The sequence below is a fragment of the Streptomyces sp. NPDC022910 genome, assembly GCF_055561075.1.
Window position 1 is genome coordinate 44,232 of sequence record NZ_JBVHHL010000048.1, and the last position, 15,204, is coordinate 59,435.

General features: G+C 71.0%; 11 protein-coding genes. 6 read left to right on the forward strand and 5 right to left on the reverse strand.

The features are described from left to right. Positions 1-63 precede the first annotated feature (63 nt). The 3 genes from ACZ3TS_RS32385 to ACZ3TS_RS32395 all read left to right on the forward strand — a co-directional run bounded on the left by ACZ3TS_RS32385 (position 64) and on the right by ACZ3TS_RS32395 (position 5,812). Positions 64-3,798 (forward strand): ABC transporter ATP-binding protein, encoded by a 3,735-nt coding sequence (locus ACZ3TS_RS32385; protein WP_467624955.1) that lies wholly within the window; start codon positions 64-66, stop codon positions 3,796-3,798. Between the two features lie 80 nt (positions 3,799-3,878). Continuing rightward, positions 3,879-4,265, forward strand: coding sequence for a hypothetical protein (locus ACZ3TS_RS32390; RefSeq protein WP_467624975.1), 387 nt, complete (start codon positions 3,879-3,881; stop codon positions 4,263-4,265). Between the two features lie 125 nt (positions 4,266-4,390). Next, a complete protein-coding gene (locus ACZ3TS_RS32395; protein WP_467624958.1) occupies positions 4,391-5,812 on the forward strand; it encodes a S28 family serine protease in 1,422 nt (473 codons plus the stop codon). 25 nt (positions 5,813-5,837) lie between these two features. On the opposite strand, the gene ACZ3TS_RS32400 is transcribed toward ACZ3TS_RS32395, so the two are convergent. The 5 genes from ACZ3TS_RS32400 to ACZ3TS_RS32420 all read right to left on the reverse strand — a co-directional run bounded on the left by ACZ3TS_RS32400 (position 5,838) and on the right by ACZ3TS_RS32420 (position 11,604). Continuing rightward, complete coding sequence (locus tag ACZ3TS_RS32400; RefSeq protein WP_467624960.1) at positions 5,838-6,461, reverse strand: hypothetical protein; 624 nt, start codon at positions 6,459-6,461, stop codon at positions 5,838-5,840. Between the two features lie 114 nt (positions 6,462-6,575). Next, positions 6,576-8,402 (reverse strand): glycoside hydrolase family 3 protein, encoded by a 1,827-nt coding sequence (locus ACZ3TS_RS32405; protein WP_467624962.1) that lies wholly within the window; start codon positions 8,400-8,402, stop codon positions 6,576-6,578. Positions 8,403-8,607: 205 nt separating this feature from the next. Continuing rightward, entirely contained in the window at positions 8,608-9,408 is an 801-nt protein-coding gene (locus tag ACZ3TS_RS32410; protein WP_467624978.1) for a sugar phosphate isomerase/epimerase family protein, read from the reverse strand. 44 nt (positions 9,409-9,452) lie between these two features. Continuing rightward, a complete protein-coding gene (locus ACZ3TS_RS32415; protein WP_467624964.1) occupies positions 9,453-10,385 on the reverse strand; it encodes a bifunctional helix-turn-helix transcriptional regulator/GNAT family N-acetyltransferase in 933 nt (310 codons plus the stop codon). Positions 10,386-10,563: 178 nt separating this feature from the next. Then, positions 10,564-11,604: a LacI family DNA-binding transcriptional regulator gene (locus tag ACZ3TS_RS32420; RefSeq protein WP_467624966.1), complete on the reverse strand. Its 1,041-nt coding sequence runs from the start codon at positions 11,602-11,604 to the stop codon at positions 10,564-10,566. A 377-nt stretch (positions 11,605-11,981) separates the two neighbouring features. Here ACZ3TS_RS32420 and ACZ3TS_RS32425 point away from each other — a divergent pair, with 377 nt between their 5' ends. Genes ACZ3TS_RS32425 through ACZ3TS_RS32435 form a run of 3 tightly spaced genes read left to right on the forward strand, consistent with a single transcriptional unit; the run spans position 11,982 to position 15,114 of the window. After that, positions 11,982-13,133, forward strand: coding sequence for a Gfo/Idh/MocA family protein (locus ACZ3TS_RS32425; RefSeq protein WP_467624968.1), 1,152 nt, complete (start codon positions 11,982-11,984; stop codon positions 13,131-13,133). After that, positions 13,130-14,281, forward strand: coding sequence for a dihydrodipicolinate synthase family protein (locus tag ACZ3TS_RS32430; protein WP_467624971.1), 1,152 nt, complete (start codon positions 13,130-13,132; stop codon positions 14,279-14,281). The genes ACZ3TS_RS32425 and ACZ3TS_RS32430 overlap by 4 nt, the downstream gene beginning before the upstream one ends. 35 nt (positions 14,282-14,316) lie before the next feature. Further along, positions 14,317-15,114: a sugar phosphate isomerase/epimerase family protein gene (locus ACZ3TS_RS32435; RefSeq protein WP_467624980.1), complete on the forward strand. Its 798-nt coding sequence runs from the start codon at positions 14,317-14,319 to the stop codon at positions 15,112-15,114. Positions 15,115-15,204 lie beyond the last annotated feature (90 nt).

Below are 15,204 nucleotides of genomic sequence, written 5' to 3' on the forward strand. Positions count from 1 at the left end.
TGAAATCCGCTTCTGTTCGCGTTAGTGCCTTGCGGAAGATCAGGTCTCGAGGAAGGCACCGGCGTGGCAGCGCACCAGGGGGAAACGCGGGGTTGGGCGCGGAGGCTGGCCGGTTACGCCTGGCGGCACCCGAAGGACGTCGTCCTCGCGCTCGGGTCCTCCCTCGGCGGCATGGCCGTCATGGCACTGGTCCCGCTGTTCACCAAGGTGATCATCGACGACGTCGTCGGGAACCACACCCGGTCCATGACCCCTTGGGCCGGCGCCCTCATCGGTGCGGCCGTCGTCGTCTACGTCCTCACCTACATCCGCCGCTACTACGGCGGTCGGCTCGCCCTCGACGTCCAGCACGACCTGCGCACGGAGATGTACGGGACGATCACCCGGCTCGACGGGCGGCGTCAGGACGAGCTGTCCACCGGCCAGGTCGTCGGCCGCGCCACCAGCGACCTCCAGCTGATCCAGGGGCTCCTCTTCATGCTCCCGATGACCATCGGGAACCTGCTCCTCTTCGTGATCTCCCTGGTGATCATGGCGTGGCTGTCGCTGCCGCTGACGATGGTGGCGCTGGCCGTCGCGCCCGCCCTGTGGTTCATCGCCAAGCGCAGCCGCGCCCGGCTGCACCCGGCCACCTGGTACGCCCAGGCCCAGGCCGCCGCCGTGGCGGGCGTGGTCGACGGCGCCGTCAGCGGCGTACGCGTGGTGAAGGGCTTCGGGCAGGAGGAGCAGGAGACCGGGAAGCTCCGCGAGGTCGGGCGCCGACTCTTCGCGGGGCGGCTGCGGACCATCCGGCTGAACGCCACGTACACCCCCGCCCTCCAGGCCGTGCCCGCCCTCGGCCAGGTCGCGATGCTCGCGCTCGGCGGCTGGCTCGCGGTGCGCGGACACATCACGCTCGGCACGTTCGTCGCCTTCTCCTCGTACCTCGCCCAGCTCGTCGGCCCCGTGCGCATGCTCGCCGTCGTCCTCACCGTGGGCCAGCAGGCCCGCGCGGGCGCCGAGCGCGTCCTGGAGCTGATCGACACCCAGCCGTCGCTGAAGGACGGCGCCAAGGAGCTGCCCGCCGACGCTCCCGCGACGGTCGAGTTCGACGACGTCTCCTTCGCCTACCGCGACGGGCGGCCGGTCCTCGACGGGCTCTCCTTCGAGATCCGACCTGGTGAAACCCTCGCCGTCGTGGGCTCCTCCGGCTCCGGCAAGTCGACGGTCTCGCTGTTGCTGTCGCGCTTCTACGACGTCACACACGGCGCCGTCCTCGTCGGCGGCCACGACGTGCGCGAGCTGACCCTCTCGTCGCTGCGCTGCGCGATCGGCCTGGTCCCCGAGGATTCCTTCCTCTTCTCCGACACGGTCCGCAACAACATCGCCTACGGCCGCCCCGACGCGACCGACGAGCAGATCGAGCGGGCTGTTCGGGCCGCGCAGGCCGACCGCTTCATCGCCGAGCTGCCCGACGGGTACGACACCAAGGTCGGCGAGCACGGCCTCACCCTCTCCGGCGGTCAGCGCCAGCGCATCGCCCTCGCCCGCGCGATCCTCACCGACCCGCGGCTGTTGGTCCTCGACGACGCGACCTCCGCGGTGGACGCGCGCGTCGAGCACGAGATCCACCAGGCCCTCAAGCAGGTCATGGAGGGCAGGACGACCCTGCTGATCGCCCACCGGCGCTCGACCCTCAACCTCGCCGACCGCATCGCCGTCCTCGACGGCGGCCGCCTCGCCGACATCGGCACGCACGAGGAGCTGCAGGAGGGGTCCGCCCTCTACCGACGGCTGCTCACCGACCCGGACGAGCTGGGCGGCGTCTCCCCGGGCCACGCACTGCCCTCCCCATCCCCGCAGGAGGACACCACCGTCCGGGAGGAGCTGGACGCCGAGTTCGACGCCGAGCGCGGGGTCACCCCGCACCTGTGGACCGGCGACCGCGAGCCCAAGGACCAGGCGCTCACCGGCTCCCCGGCGACCCCGGAGCTCCTTGCCCAGGTCGAGAAGCTGCCCCCGGCCACCGACACCCCCGGCATCGACGAGGCCCGCGCGGTCCGGCCCGAGGAGTCGTACGGACTCACCCGGCTGCTGCGCGGCTTCGGCCTGGCCCTCCTCGTCAGCCTGGCCCTGGTCGCGGTCGACGCGGGCATGGGCCTGCTGCTGCCGATCCTGATCCGGCACGGCATCGACCAGGGCGTCTCCCGGATGGCCCTCGGCGCCGTCTGGGCCGCGTCCCTGCTCGCGCTGGTCGCCGTCCTCATCCAGTGGGTGGCGCAGATCGGCGAGACGCGGATGACCGGACGGACCGGCGAACGCGTCCTCTACTCGCTCCGGCTGAAGATCTTCGCCCAGCTCCAGCGGCTCGGACTCGACTACTACGAGCGGGAGCTGACCGGCCGGATCATGACCCGTATGACGACCGACGTGGACGCGCTGTCCACGTTCCTGCAGACGGGCCTCGTCACCGCCTTCGTCTCCGTCGTCACCTTCTTCGGCATCATGGTCGCGCTGCTGGTGATCGACATACAGCTCGCGCTCGTCGTCTTCGCCACGCTGCCGCCGCTGATCGTGGCGACCGTCTTCTTCCGCCGGGCGAGCGTGAAGGCGTACGAACTCGCCCGGGAGCGTGTGTCGGCGGTCAACGCGGACCTCCAGGAGTCCGTGTCCGGGCTGCGGATCCTGCAGGCGTTCCGGCGGGAGAGGGACGGCGGACGGCGGTTCACGGAGGGCAGCGACAGCTACCGCCAGGCGCGCATCCGCGGCCAGTGGCTGATCTCCGTGTACTTCCCCTTCGTGCAGCTGCTGTCGTCGGTGGCCGCGGCGGCCGTCCTGATCGTGGGCGCGCACCGGGTCGACGGGGGGACGCTGACGACCGGTGCGCTGGTCGCGTACCTGCTGTACATCGACCTTTTCTTCGCGCCGGTGCAGCAGCTGTCGCAGGTCTTCGACGGTTATCAGCAGGCCACGGTGTCGCTCGGCCGCATCCAGGAACTGCTCCAGGAACCGACCACGACGAAGGCAGCGGACCAGCCACTGGAGGTGCTGTCGCTGCGCGGCGACATCGCCTTCGAGGGCGTCGACTTCGCCTACGGGGACGACGAGGAGGCGCTCAGCGGCGTCGACCTGACCATCCCCGCCGGGCAGACCGTCGCCTTCGTCGGCGAGACGGGGGCGGGCAAGTCGACCCTGGTGAAGCTGGTTGCCCGGTTCTACGACACCACGCGCGGCCGGGTGCTCGTCGACGGCACCGACCTGCGCTTGCTCGACCTGTCCTCGTACCGGCACCGTCTCGGCGTCGTCCCGCAGGAGGCGTACCTGTTCGCGGGGACCGTGCGGGACGCCATCGCCTACGGGCGTCCGGACGCGACGGACGCCGAGGTGGAGGCGGCGGCACGGGCGGTCGGTGCGCACGACATGATCGCCCGGCTTACGGGCGGCTATCTGCACGAGGTGGCCGAGCGCGGCCGCAACCTCTCCGCCGGGCAGCGGCAGTTGATCGCCCTCGCCCGTGCGGAGCTCGTCGACCCCGACATCCTGCTGCTCGACGAGGCGACCGCCGCGCTCGACCTGGCCACCGAGGCACAGGTCAACCAGGCGACGGACCGCCTCGCCGGCCGTCGTACGACGCTTGTGGTCGCCCACCGGCTGACCACGGCCGCCCGGGCGGACCGTGTGGTGGTGATGGACCACGGCCGGGTCGCCGAGGACGGCACCCACGAGGAACTGCTGGCGCGCGGCGGACAGTACGCGGAGCTGTGGCGGACCTTCGTGGGCGAGCCGGAGCCGGAGGAGCCGGTGGGCTCCACGGCATGACCGCATCGGTACGACGCAACCGTCCGACGTACGTCCTGCGTCCGTACATCAGTACGCTGATCGTCGCGGGGAGGACAACAGTGGACAGTGGTGCGATACGCCGACGTGTGGCGCTCGGCCTGGCCGCGCTGACGGCGTCCGGTCTGCTCGCGGTGGCGAGCCCGGCGAACGCTCAGGCGGCCGACCACTGTTCGGGGCGGCAGGTCCGAACGCTCCCGTTCTCCACCGGCTCCGTGCGGATCTACAAGCACAACGGCTATGTGTGCGCGATGACGGTGGCGAAGAAGGTGTCCGGCCGGAAGTCGATGTCCGTCAGCGTGCAGGCGCGCGGCAGCCGTCCCGTCGCGGACATCGGCCGGTACAGGCATCACGCCGGTCCCGTGACCGTGCACGCCGGCCACCGGTGTGTGTGGGTGCGCGGTTCCGTGGGGTCGGGGTCGGTCAGCTCGGGCTGGATCCTGTGCTGAAGGGTCGCTGAAAGGGACCCGGGGGACCTTCTTCGCCATTTCACAGGTTTCTCCAACGTCCCCTGGTGTGACGGCAGTTGCTCCGCTAGGTTCCGGCGGACATCCGCGTTACCAGGGGAGGGTGCATGCGCAAGGCGCTCAGATGGCTGCTGGCGCTCGTGGTGCTCATCGGCACGCTGAGTACGGCCGGGGCGGCCACCGCCACCGCGGCCGACACGGACATCAAGGACCGGTTGCTCGCCATACCCGGCATGAGCCTGATCGAGGAGAAGCCGTACACCGGGTACCGCTTCTTCGTTCTGAACTACACCCAGCCGATCGACCACCGGCACCCGTCCAAGGGCACGTTCCAGCAGCGGATCACCGTGCTGCACAAGGACGTCTCCCGCCCGACGGTCTTCTACACCGGCGGCTACAACGTCTCCACGAACCCGGGCCGCCGTGAGCCGACCCAGATCGTGGACGGCAACCAGGTCTCCATGGAGTACCGCTTCTTCACGCCCTCCCGCCCGCAGCCCGCCGACTGGTCGAAGCTCGACATCTGGCAGGCGGCCGGCGACCAGCACCGCATCTTCGAGGCGCTCAAGCCGATCTACACCCAGCGGTGGATCTCGACGGGCGGCTCCAAGGGCGGCATGACGGCGACGTACTACGAGCGCTTCTACCCCCACGACATGGACGGTGTCGTCGCGTACGTCGCCCCGAACGACGTCGTGAACGACGAGGACTCGGCCTACGACCGCTTCTTCACGACGGTCGGCACGAAGGAGTGCCGCGACCGGCTGCAGGCGGTGCAGCGCGAGGCGCTGGTGCGCCGGGAGCCGCTGGAGAAGAAATACGCGCAGTACGCGGCGCAGAACGGCTACACGTTCACGACGATCGGCAGCCTGGACCGGGCGTACGAGGCGGTCGTCCTCGACTACGTGTGGGGCTTTTGGCAGTACAGCCTGCTGTCGGACTGCGAGACGATCCCGGCGGACGCGAAGAACGCCACGGACGACGAGATCTGGAACTCCGTGGACACGATCTCCGGCTTCTCCTTCTACACCGACCAGGGGCTCGAGCCGTACACGCCATACTACTACCAGGCGGGCACGCAGCTGGGGGCGCCGACGATCCACTTCCCGTACATCGAGAAGAAGTACGTCCGCTACGGCTACCAGCCGCCCCGGAACTTCGTGCCCCGCTCCATCCCGATGAGGTTCCAGCCGTCGGCGATGCGGGACGTGGACACCTGGGTCCGGCACCACGCGCACCACATGCTCTTCGTGTACGGCCAGAACGATCCATGGGGGGCGGAACGCTTCCGGCTCGGCACGGGCGCCCGTGACGCGTACGTCTTCACGGCCCCGGGTCTGAACCACGGCGCGAACGTGGCGGGCCTGGTCCCCGACCAGAAGGCTCTGGCCACGGCCCGCATCCTGGACTGGGCGGGCGTCGCGTCGGCGGCGGTCCGCTCGAACCCGTCGTCGGCGAAGCCACTGGCCACGTTCGACGCGAAGCTGGACCGCCGGGACGTGGAACGCGAGCCGGGACTGCGGCCGTAACTCCCGTACCGTGCCCGGCCGGTGCTCATACCGGCCGGGCGCACCCCACGGACTTGGTGCCGCCCAGTTGCACGTACAGCACCGTCGACTTCGGGCACTGCGAGCGCCGCGTCACCGCCGACGTCACCTTGTACTCGGGCGCGTGCTTGCCCTTGCCGTCGCAGGCCGTTTCGCGGACCTCGCCCTTGCCGGCACCGTACACACAGTCGCCCGCGATCGTGCGCGGTCCGCCGCCGCCCCCCGGGTCGCCCGGATGCGGCGGCTCCAGGTTCCGCATGCAGGCGTAGCCCCGCGGCACCGCCCCGTCCCCGTCCTCGTCCGCCGCGGCCTTCGACTCGCTGATGTGCAGCACGAAGTCCGTGGTCGCCGGACAGCCGGGCCCCTCGGACGGGTTGCCGTCGTACCGTGCGATCACCCGGGCCGCCGCTCGTTCGCTCGTGCACGGCACTTCCGTGAAGCTCGTCGTCCCGAAGGAGCTGCACTCGTCGTCCGCGAGGAACTCGGCCCCGTACCCGGACGGCTGCGTGGACGTGGCACCCCCGCCCGGACGGTCCTTCGCCGCCCCCGGCGACGTCTGGCACCCGGAGAGCCCGGCCCCCGCCAGTACGGTCGTCAGCAGCGCACCCAGCAACGCTCGTGTCCCTCGCATCTGCGAACCCCCTGGTCCACCCCGGTCCAGCGTGACCCGCGATCACGGCCCACGCCAGACATGGGGGGTGCTTTGCGACCGTTGGGGGTGAGGTGCCCGGTGCGGGGCGTACCCCTAGTACGACAACCCGTACCCGATGGGGTACAGCACCTGCGCCGGGTCGTCCGCCCGCTGCACCGGCACCGGCAGCCTGCCGCGCGGACTCACCTGCCCCGCGATCACCCGGGCGGCCGCGCGCAGTTCCACGTCCGTCCAGGAGTAGGACGCCAAGCAGGCCTTGGCGTCGGGGAGCTGGGCCACGTCGTACGGGTTGCGTACGGCGATCGCGATCACCGGCTTCCCGGTGGCGATCAACCGGTTGACCAGGGTCCGCTGGGAGCTGGTCGCGCTCACGTTGTACGTGGCCACGACCACCGCGTCCGCGTTCCCCGCCGCCGTCACCGCCGCGTCGATCGTCGTCGAGGAGGGTGCGGTGCCGGTGGACCGTGCGGTGGCCGTGAAGCCGAGGCCGGTGAGGGCGTTCGCCAGCACGGTGGTGGGCGGTCCGTCGGTGCCGGACGGCGATGCCGGGTCCGCGCCGACCACCAGCAGCCTCGGGTGCGTACGGCGTGACAGCGGCAGCAGGCTCCCCTCATTGACCAGCAGCGTGGTCGTGCGGTCCGCGATGCGGTCCGCCGCGCGCAGATGCTCCGGGATGCCCACGGTCCGCTCGACGCCCCCGTCGGAGACGTACGGCCGGTCGAGCAGCCCCAGCTTCGCCTTCAGCCGCAGGACGCGCAGAAGCGATTCGTCCAGCCGGGCCTCGGTCAGCTCGCCGCCCTGGACCGCCTTCAGCACGGCATTCCACGCTACGTCGAGGGACGGCGGGTTGAGCAACTGGTCCACGCCTGCTTTGAGGGCGAGCACGGGCACCCGGTCGTCGCCGTACTTCTGGCGTACGCCCTCCATGCCCAGCGAGTCGGTCACCACGACCCCGTCGTAGCCCAGTTCCCCGCGCAGGATGCCGGTGAGGATCGGGTGCGAGAGCGTCGCAGGGTCACCGGAGTCGTCGAGCGCCGGGACCATGATGTGCGCGGTCATGATCGCGTCGATCCCGGCGCGGACCGCCGCTCGGAAGGGCACCGCGTCGAGTTTCTCCCACAGTTCGCGGCTGTGGGTGATGACCGGGAAGCCGAAGTGGCTGTCGACGGCTGTGTCGCCGTGGCCCGGGAAGTGCTTGGCGGTCGCCGCGACTCCCGACGACTGATAACCCTTCACCTCCGCGGCGACCAGGTCCGCCACCGCGTCCGGATCGGCGCCGAAGGAGCGAACGCCGATGACCGGGTTGGCCGGGTTGACGTTCACGTCGGCGTCGGGTGCGTAGTCCTGGCGGATGCCGAGGGCGTGCAGTTCGGCACCGGCGATCCGGCCGAGCGTACGGGCGTCGGACCGTGAGCCTCCCGCGCCGATCGCCATCGCGCCCGGGAATAGGGTGGCAGGCCTGCCCACGCGTGCGACTATGCCGTGCTCCTGGTCCGTGGCGATGAGCACGGGGAGTCCGCGGGGCTGGTCGAGGGATGCCTTCTGGATCCCGTTCGAGAGGTCCGCGATCTGGTGCGGGTTGCGGGTGTTGTGCGCCCAGGCGAAGTAGATGATGCCGCCCACGCGGTACTTGGCGATCAGCTCGGCGGCCGTCCGTACGCCGATCTCCTTGAGGTTGGCGTCGATGTCGGCCTGGTCGGGGTCGGTGGCCGAGTGGCCGTAGACCCGCATCACGAAGAGCTGGCCGACCTTCTCTTCGAGTGTCATGCGGGAGATGAGGGCCCGGAGCCGCTCGTCCGGCGGCACCGCGGCGTGCCCGGTGCCCGGGGTGAGGGCGAGGGCCGCGGTCAGGCCCGCGGTGGCGGCGAGGACCGTACGTCTGGAGGGGGTCGGGGTGCTTCCCGTGCCGGCGTCGTGCACCTGCGCTCCTTCCGGAGGAGATCACTGAAGGAAACTTCCAAGGAGCCACCAATATCCGGGAAGTTTCTGCCAGTCAAGGGAATGCACAGTAACCGGCTGGCCCGCCGTACTGGAGTGGTGCCTGGGCGCCTCCGCGAGGCTCACTGGGCGCTCCGCGTGACGGGCGACCCCTACTGGCCGGGCAGCGGCACGGGACAACAGCCCGTCACGCCGACTCGCTGAGCAGCCGGGCCAGGTGCTCCCGCCCGCGCCCGAGCAGCTCCGGCAGCGGCGCGGCCGCCTCGTACCACCGCTTCTCGTACTCCCAGCACAGCCAGCCGTCCCAGCCATGGCGGGAGAGGACCTCCACGCACTCGGTCAGCGGCAGGACGCCGGAGCCGAGCGGCAGCGGGGCCTTGTCGTCGGCGGACGCGATGTCCTTGACCTGGACGTAGCCGAGGTACGGGGACAGCGCCGCGAACGTCTCCTGGGGCTGCTCCCCGCCCAGCCAGGTGTGCATCACGTCCCACAGCGCGCCCACATGACGGTGGCCGACCGCGCCGAGGACACGGATGGCGTCCGCGCCGGTGCGGTGCGAGTCGTGGGTCTCCAGCAGGATCCGTACATCGAGGTCGGCGGCGTACTCGGCGGCCGTGCCCAGGCGCCGCGCGGCGGTGGCGTCGGCCTCTTCGGAGCGCTGCTCGGCGCTGCCGCCGGGGAAGACCCGGATGTAGGGGGCGCCCAAGTCGTGGCCCAGGTCGAGCAGCCCGCGGATCTCGGCGAGTACGGGTTCGTCGTCACCGGGCGCGGCGACACGCGCGTACCCCGCGAGCCCCAGGATCTCGATGCCTCCCGCCTTGAACTCGGCGGCCGCGTCGGCCCGCTCCGCCGGGCCGATGCCGGGGTGCACCGGTTCCTCAGGGTGTGCGCGCAGCTCCACGCCGTGGTAGCCGTGCGTGGCCGCGAGCCGGACCACGTCCGGTATGGGCAGGCCGGGGACGCCGAGGGTGGAGAAGGCCAGCTTCATGCTCACGGACCCTACTCGTCAGGCGCGCGGAACGCCCCCCGGCGTCACTCGGGCGTGCCGAGCAGGTCGAGCCGCCAGTCCTGCCCCACCAGATCCTTGCCGAAGGAACGGTGGGGCTTCTCGGCGACCAGGACGAAGCCGTGGCGCTGGTAGATCCGGCGAGCGGCGGTGAGGACGTCGTTCGTCCACAGCACCACCTCCCGGTAGCCGACGCCACGCGCGAAGTCGACGCACGCCGCGACCAGCCGGTCGCCGATGCCGAAGCCGCGCGCATCGGGTTCGACGAGCAGCAGCCGCAGCCGGGCGGTGGCCGGGGTCTCGTCCCGTACGCACATCACGCACCCCACCGGCCGTCCCTCGAGTTCGGCGATCCACACCCGCTCCAGGTGCGGGTCGTGGTCCTCGGCGAAGTCGGCGACGATCCTCGCCACCAGCCCCTCGTAGTCGGTGTTCCAGCCGTACTCAGCGGCGTACACCGCCGCGTTGCGCTGCACGATCCAGCCCAGGTCGCCCGGGACCGGGTCGCGCAGCACGACGTCCCGCGGACGCGGGGCGCGCCCGTCCCCGAGGACCGTACGGATCGTGCGCATGGCCTCCGTCAGGCGGGGCCGGTCGGCGGGGGAGACGCTGTCGAGCAGCGCGGCGACCGTCTCGCGCGCCCGCTCCTCCAGCAGCGTCGCCGCATCCCGGCCACGCGCGGTCAGTGTGATCCGCCGGCGGCGCGGGTCCGTGTCGGAGGGCGCCCGCTCGACCAGCCCGTCCTGCTCGAACTTGTTGAGGATGCGGCTCAGGTACCCCGCGTCCAGCGAGAGTTCGGCACGCAGGTCGGCCGCGTCCGTGCGGGAGCCGTGCGCCAATTCGTACAGCACACGGGACTCCGTGAGCGTGTACGGGGCGTAGAGATGGCGGCCGTAGTCCAGCGCGCCGATGACGTTCGTGTAGAAGCGGTTGAACGAGCGGATGTCCTGGACGGTCATGGTTCGATCCCCCGCTGTCCGATAGTTGACTCAGTCAGAGGTACGGAGCGAGCGTACGACGGCCCGCGCCCGCCGTCCATGGCCCGCGCACGCCCGGCATCGTGCGGGCTCCGGCATCCAGGGGGTGCGCTTGGCGGCTCTCGGCCACTGCGCGCGACGGCCGACCGCCGGGTCCGTGCTACACCCGCGGCGTCCCCGTCGACCCTCGCACCATCAAGTCCCCTCGCACCGTGGCGATTCCGCCCGGCGGCGGCTCCTCCCGTCCCATCGCGATCCGGCCCGCGCGGGCGCCCGCCTCCGAGAGGGGCAGGCGGACCGTCGTCAGCGCCGGTACCGCGTCGATCGCGAACGGGAGGTCGTCGAAGCCGGCGACCGACACGTCTTCGGGGATGCGCAGACCCGAGTCCCGCAGCGCCGCGCACGCGCCCAGCGCCACCGTGTCGTTCGCCGCCACGATCGCCGTCAACGACGGGTCACGGCGCAGCAGTTCCAGCGTCGCCTCGTATCCGGCGCGGCGGTCGTAGCGGCCGTGCACTGTCAGCCGGGGGTCGTCCTCCAGCCCGGCGGCGGCCAGTGCCGCCCGGTGTCCCTCCAGCCGGTGGCGTGTCGTCGTACGCTCCTCGGGGCCCGCGATGTACCCGAGTCGCCGGTGGCCGAGCCCGATCAGGTGCTCGGTGAGCCGCTGTCCGCCGCCGCGGTTGTCGAAGGTCAGCGCGATCGCCTCGGGGGCGGGTGGCCGCCCGCACAGGACCACGCGGGTCCCCGCCGCCGCGAGCTTGCGCAGTTTCGCGCCGACGGCCTCCATGTGCCCGCTGTTCTCGACCGCGCCGCCGGTCAGCACCACGGCCGCCGCCCGCTGTCGCTGCAGCAGCGTCAGATAGGTCAGTTCCCGCTCCGGCGAGCCGCCGGTGTTGCAGACCACGGCGAGCCGTTCGCCGCCGGCCCGCCCGCCCGGGCCCCCGATCTCCGACTGGATCGCGCTCGCCATGATCCCGAAGAACGGGTCGGCGATGTCGTTCACGAGGATCCCGACCAGGTCGGAGGTGGCCGCGGCGAGCGCGCTCGCCGGGCCGTTGAGGACGTAGTCCAGCTCGTCCACCGCGCGCAGTACCCGCTCCCGGGTGGACGCCGCCACGGGGTAGTTCCCGTTCAGCACGCGCGACACGGTGGCGGGCGACACCTGCGCGCGCGCCGCCACGTCCGCCAGGGTCACCGTCATCGTCGTCGTCCTCCGGTCGCGCGTCTCGTCGTTCTCGTCGTTCTCGGTACTACGTCGTTCTCGCCGTTCTCGTCCTGCTCAGGGCAAGGAGATCGTCGTGCGGGCACGCACGGATCCACAGAGATCCATCTACAGCCCTCCGGACACCCGTGTACAGGCCCGCGGTCCCCCCGTGTTCGACGGACCGACCAACTTCACCGTCCCGTATCCGCCGTGTCACCTCATGTGACGTTGTATACGGACACGCGTGATCCCGTCATCTACGCGGTCTTGTCCGATCCACCGCACAGAGGCTAGCGTCTTCCTGTGTAGAAAGCGCTTGCTGTCACGCTCGCCCGTGGGCGTACGGGGCGCCGGACGCCTACGAAGGGAATGACGTGACACGCAAGACGGTGCGTATCGCCATGAACGGCGTGACGGGACGCATGGGGTACCGGCAGCACCTCGTGCGCTCCCTCCTGGCCGTACGCGAGCAGGGCGGCCTCGACCTGGGTGACGGCACCGTGCTGTGGCCCGAGCCCGTTCTCGTCGGCCGCCGCGAGTACGCCCTGAAGGCTCTCGCCGAGCGCCACGGACTCGGCCACTGGTCGACCGACGTGGACGCGGTCCTCGCCGACCCGGACGTCGAGATCTACTTCGACGCCCAGATCACCTCCGCACGCGAGGAGTCGATCAAGAAGGCGATCGCGGCGGGCAAGCACATCTACACCGAGAAGCCGACGGCGACGGGTCTGGAGGGCGCCCTGGAACTGGCCCGTCTCGCCCACGCGAAGGGCATCAAGCACGGCGTCGTCCAGGACAAGATCTTCCTGCCCGGCCTGCTGAAGCTGAAGCGGCTCATCGACGGCGGCTTCTTCGGCCGGATCCTGTCCGTCCGCGGCGAGTTCGGGTACTGGGTCTTCGAGGGCGACTGGCAGCCCGCCCAGCGGCCCTCGTGGAATTACCGCGCCGAGGACGGCGGTGGCATCGTTGTCGACATGTTCCCGCACTGGGAGTACGTGCTGCACGAGCTGTTCGGCCGGGTGACGTCCGTCCAGGCGTTGGCCACCACCCACATCCCGCAGCGCTGGGACGAGAACGGCAAGCCGTACGACGCCACGGCCGACGACGCCGCCTACGGCATCTTCGAGTTGGAGGGCGGCGCGATCGCCCAGATCAACTCCTCCTGGACCGTGCGCGTCAACCGCGACGAGCTCGTCGAGTTCCAGGTGGACGGCACGGAGGGCTCGGCCGTCGCCGGACTGCGGAAGTGCCGGGCGCAGCACAGGTCCGCGACCCCCAAGCCCGTCTGGAACCCGGACATCCCCGCCACCGAGGCCTTCCGCGACCAGTGGCAGGAGGTGCCGGACAACGCCGAGTTCGACAACGGCTTCAAGGCCCAGTGGGAGCTGTTCCTCAAGCACGTGTACGCCGACGCGCCCTACCGCTGGGACCTGCTGGCCGGCGCCCGCGGCGTCCAGCTCGCCGAACTGGGCCTGACGTCCTCGGCCGAGGGCCGCCGCATCGACGTACCGGAGATCTCGCTGTGACCATCCGACTCCCGGACGCGCGCGGTGGTTCGACGGTGTACGAGCCGCGCCGCGCCCCCCTCGTCCTCTCCGTCCGCACCCCCTTCGCCTCGCGTACGGTCTTCTCGGCGGCGCACGTCGTCGCCGACCCTTACGCGGACGTGTCCCCCGACTCGCCCGCCGCCGTCGACTGGGAGGCGACGCTCGCCTTCCGCCGCCATCTGTGGTCGCACGGACTGGGTGTCGCCGAGGCCATGGACACCGCTCAACGCGGGATGGGCCTGGACTGGGCGGGGGCGGCGGAACTGATCCGCCGGTCCGCGGCGGAAGCGAAGGCGGTCGGCGGCCGTATCGCCTGTGGCGTCGGCACCGACCAGCTCGTGGCCGGCTCCCTCGGGCGGATCCGCACGGCGTACGAGGAACAGCTCGCCGTGGTGGAGGCGGCGGGTGCGCAGACGATCCTCATGGCGTCGCGCGCGCTGACCGCCGCCGCCGAGGGCCCCGAGGACTATCTGGAGATCTACGGCCACCTGCTGCGCCAGTCCTCCGAGCCGGTGATTTTGCACTGGCTCGGTCCGATGTTCGACCCGGCGCTCGAGGGCTACTGGGGTTCGAACGACCTCGACGCGGCCACGGACGTGTTTCTGGAGGTCATCGCCGCGCACCCGGACAAGGTGGACGGAGTGAAGATCTCGCTGCTCGACGCACAGCGGGAGATCGACCTGCGCCGCCGCCTCCCGCAGGGCGTGCGCTGCTACACGGGCGACGACTTCAACTACCCCGAGCTGATCGCGGGCGACGAGAAGGGCTTCAGCCACGCGCTGCTCGGCATCTTCGACCCGCTGGGTCCGCTGGCGGCCGAGGCGGTACGGGTCCTGGACACAGGTGACGTGAAGGGCTTCCGTGAACTCCTCGACCCCACGGTGGAGTTGTCGCGCCACCTGTTCCGGGCGCCGACCCGCTTCTACAAGACGGGCGTGGTCTTCCTGGCCTGGCTCGCGGGCCACCAGGAGCACTTCACGATGGTGGGCGGCCTGCAGTCGGCACGCTCGCTGCCGCACTTCGTGAAGGCGTACGAACTCGCGGACGGCCTGGGCCTGTTCCCCGACCCCGACCTGGCGGAGACGAGGATGAAGACGTTGCTGTCCCTGTACGGAGTGGCCCAGTGAACGGCGCGGCACCGGAACGCTTCTCCATCAACCAGATGACGGTGAAGCAACTGAGCATGGCCGAACTGGTTCACGGTTGCCGGGAGTTGGGTGTAGCAGGCGTGGGCCTGTGGCGGGAGCCCGTCCGGTCGTACGGCGTCGAGGCGACGGCGAAGCTGGTCCGCGACGCCGGGCTGACGGTGACGACGCTGTGCCGGGGCGGCTTCTTCACCGCGATCGACCCGGAGGAGCGGGCGCGGGCCATGGACGACAACCGCCGGGCGGTCGACGAGGCGGCGGCGCTGAGCACGGACACGCTGGTCCTGGTGTCGGGCGGTCTCCCGGCCGGTTCCAAGGACCTGCGCGGCGCACGCGAGCGGATCGCGGACGCGCTCGGGGAGCTGGGCCCGTATGCGGCCGAGCGGGGTGTGCGGCTGGCCGTCGAACCCCTCCACCCGATGTACGCCTCGGACCGCTGTGTGGTCTCGACCCTGGCCCAGGCGCTGGACCTCGCCGAGCGCTTCCCGGCGCAGCAGGTGGGCGTCACCGTGGACACGTACCACATCTGGTGGGACGACACGGCCCCCGAGCAGATCGCCCGCGCGGGCGCCGGCGGCCGCATCCACACCTTCCAGCTCGCCGACTGGACGACCCCGCTGCCGGAGGGTGTCCTCAACGGCCGCGGTCAGATCGGCGACGGTGTGATCGACATGCGGGAGTGGAAGGGGTACGTGGACGCGGCCGGGTACGACGGGCCGATCGAGGTGGAGCTCTTCAACGAGGCGCTGTGGGCCCGCGACGGGCGCGAGGTGCTGGCCGAGACGGTGGCGCGGTTCGCCGAGCACGCGGCCTAGTACTACAGGGATAGATCTCTGTGGGTGGTTGCGGCAAGATGGTCTTCCGTGAGTGCGCAAGATCTGGTCGAGGACGAGTTGGCGGCGGAG

Bases quoted from the DNA above. Each gene is read 5' to 3' on its own strand.
- ACZ3TS_RS32435 (WP_467624980.1), top strand. From the start codon at position 14,317: ATGACGGTGAAGCAACTGAGCATGGCCGAACTGGTTCACGGTTGCCGG.
- ACZ3TS_RS32395 (WP_467624958.1), top strand. From the start codon at position 4,391: ATGCGCAAGGCGCTCAGATGGCTGCTGGCGCTCGTGGTGCTCATCGGC.
- ACZ3TS_RS32420 (WP_467624966.1), bottom strand. From the start codon at position 11,604: ATGACGGTGACCCTGGCGGACGTGGCGGCGCGCGCGCAGGTGTCGCCC.
- ACZ3TS_RS32415 (WP_467624964.1), bottom strand. From the start codon at position 10,385: ATGACCGTCCAGGACATCCGCTCGTTCAACCGCTTCTACACGAACGTC.
- ACZ3TS_RS32410 (WP_467624978.1), bottom strand. From the start codon at position 9,408: ATGAAGCTGGCCTTCTCCACCCTCGGCGTCCCCGGCCTGCCCATACCG.
- ACZ3TS_RS32400 (WP_467624960.1), bottom strand. From the start codon at position 6,461: ATGCGAGGGACACGAGCGTTGCTGGGTGCGCTGCTGACGACCGTACTG.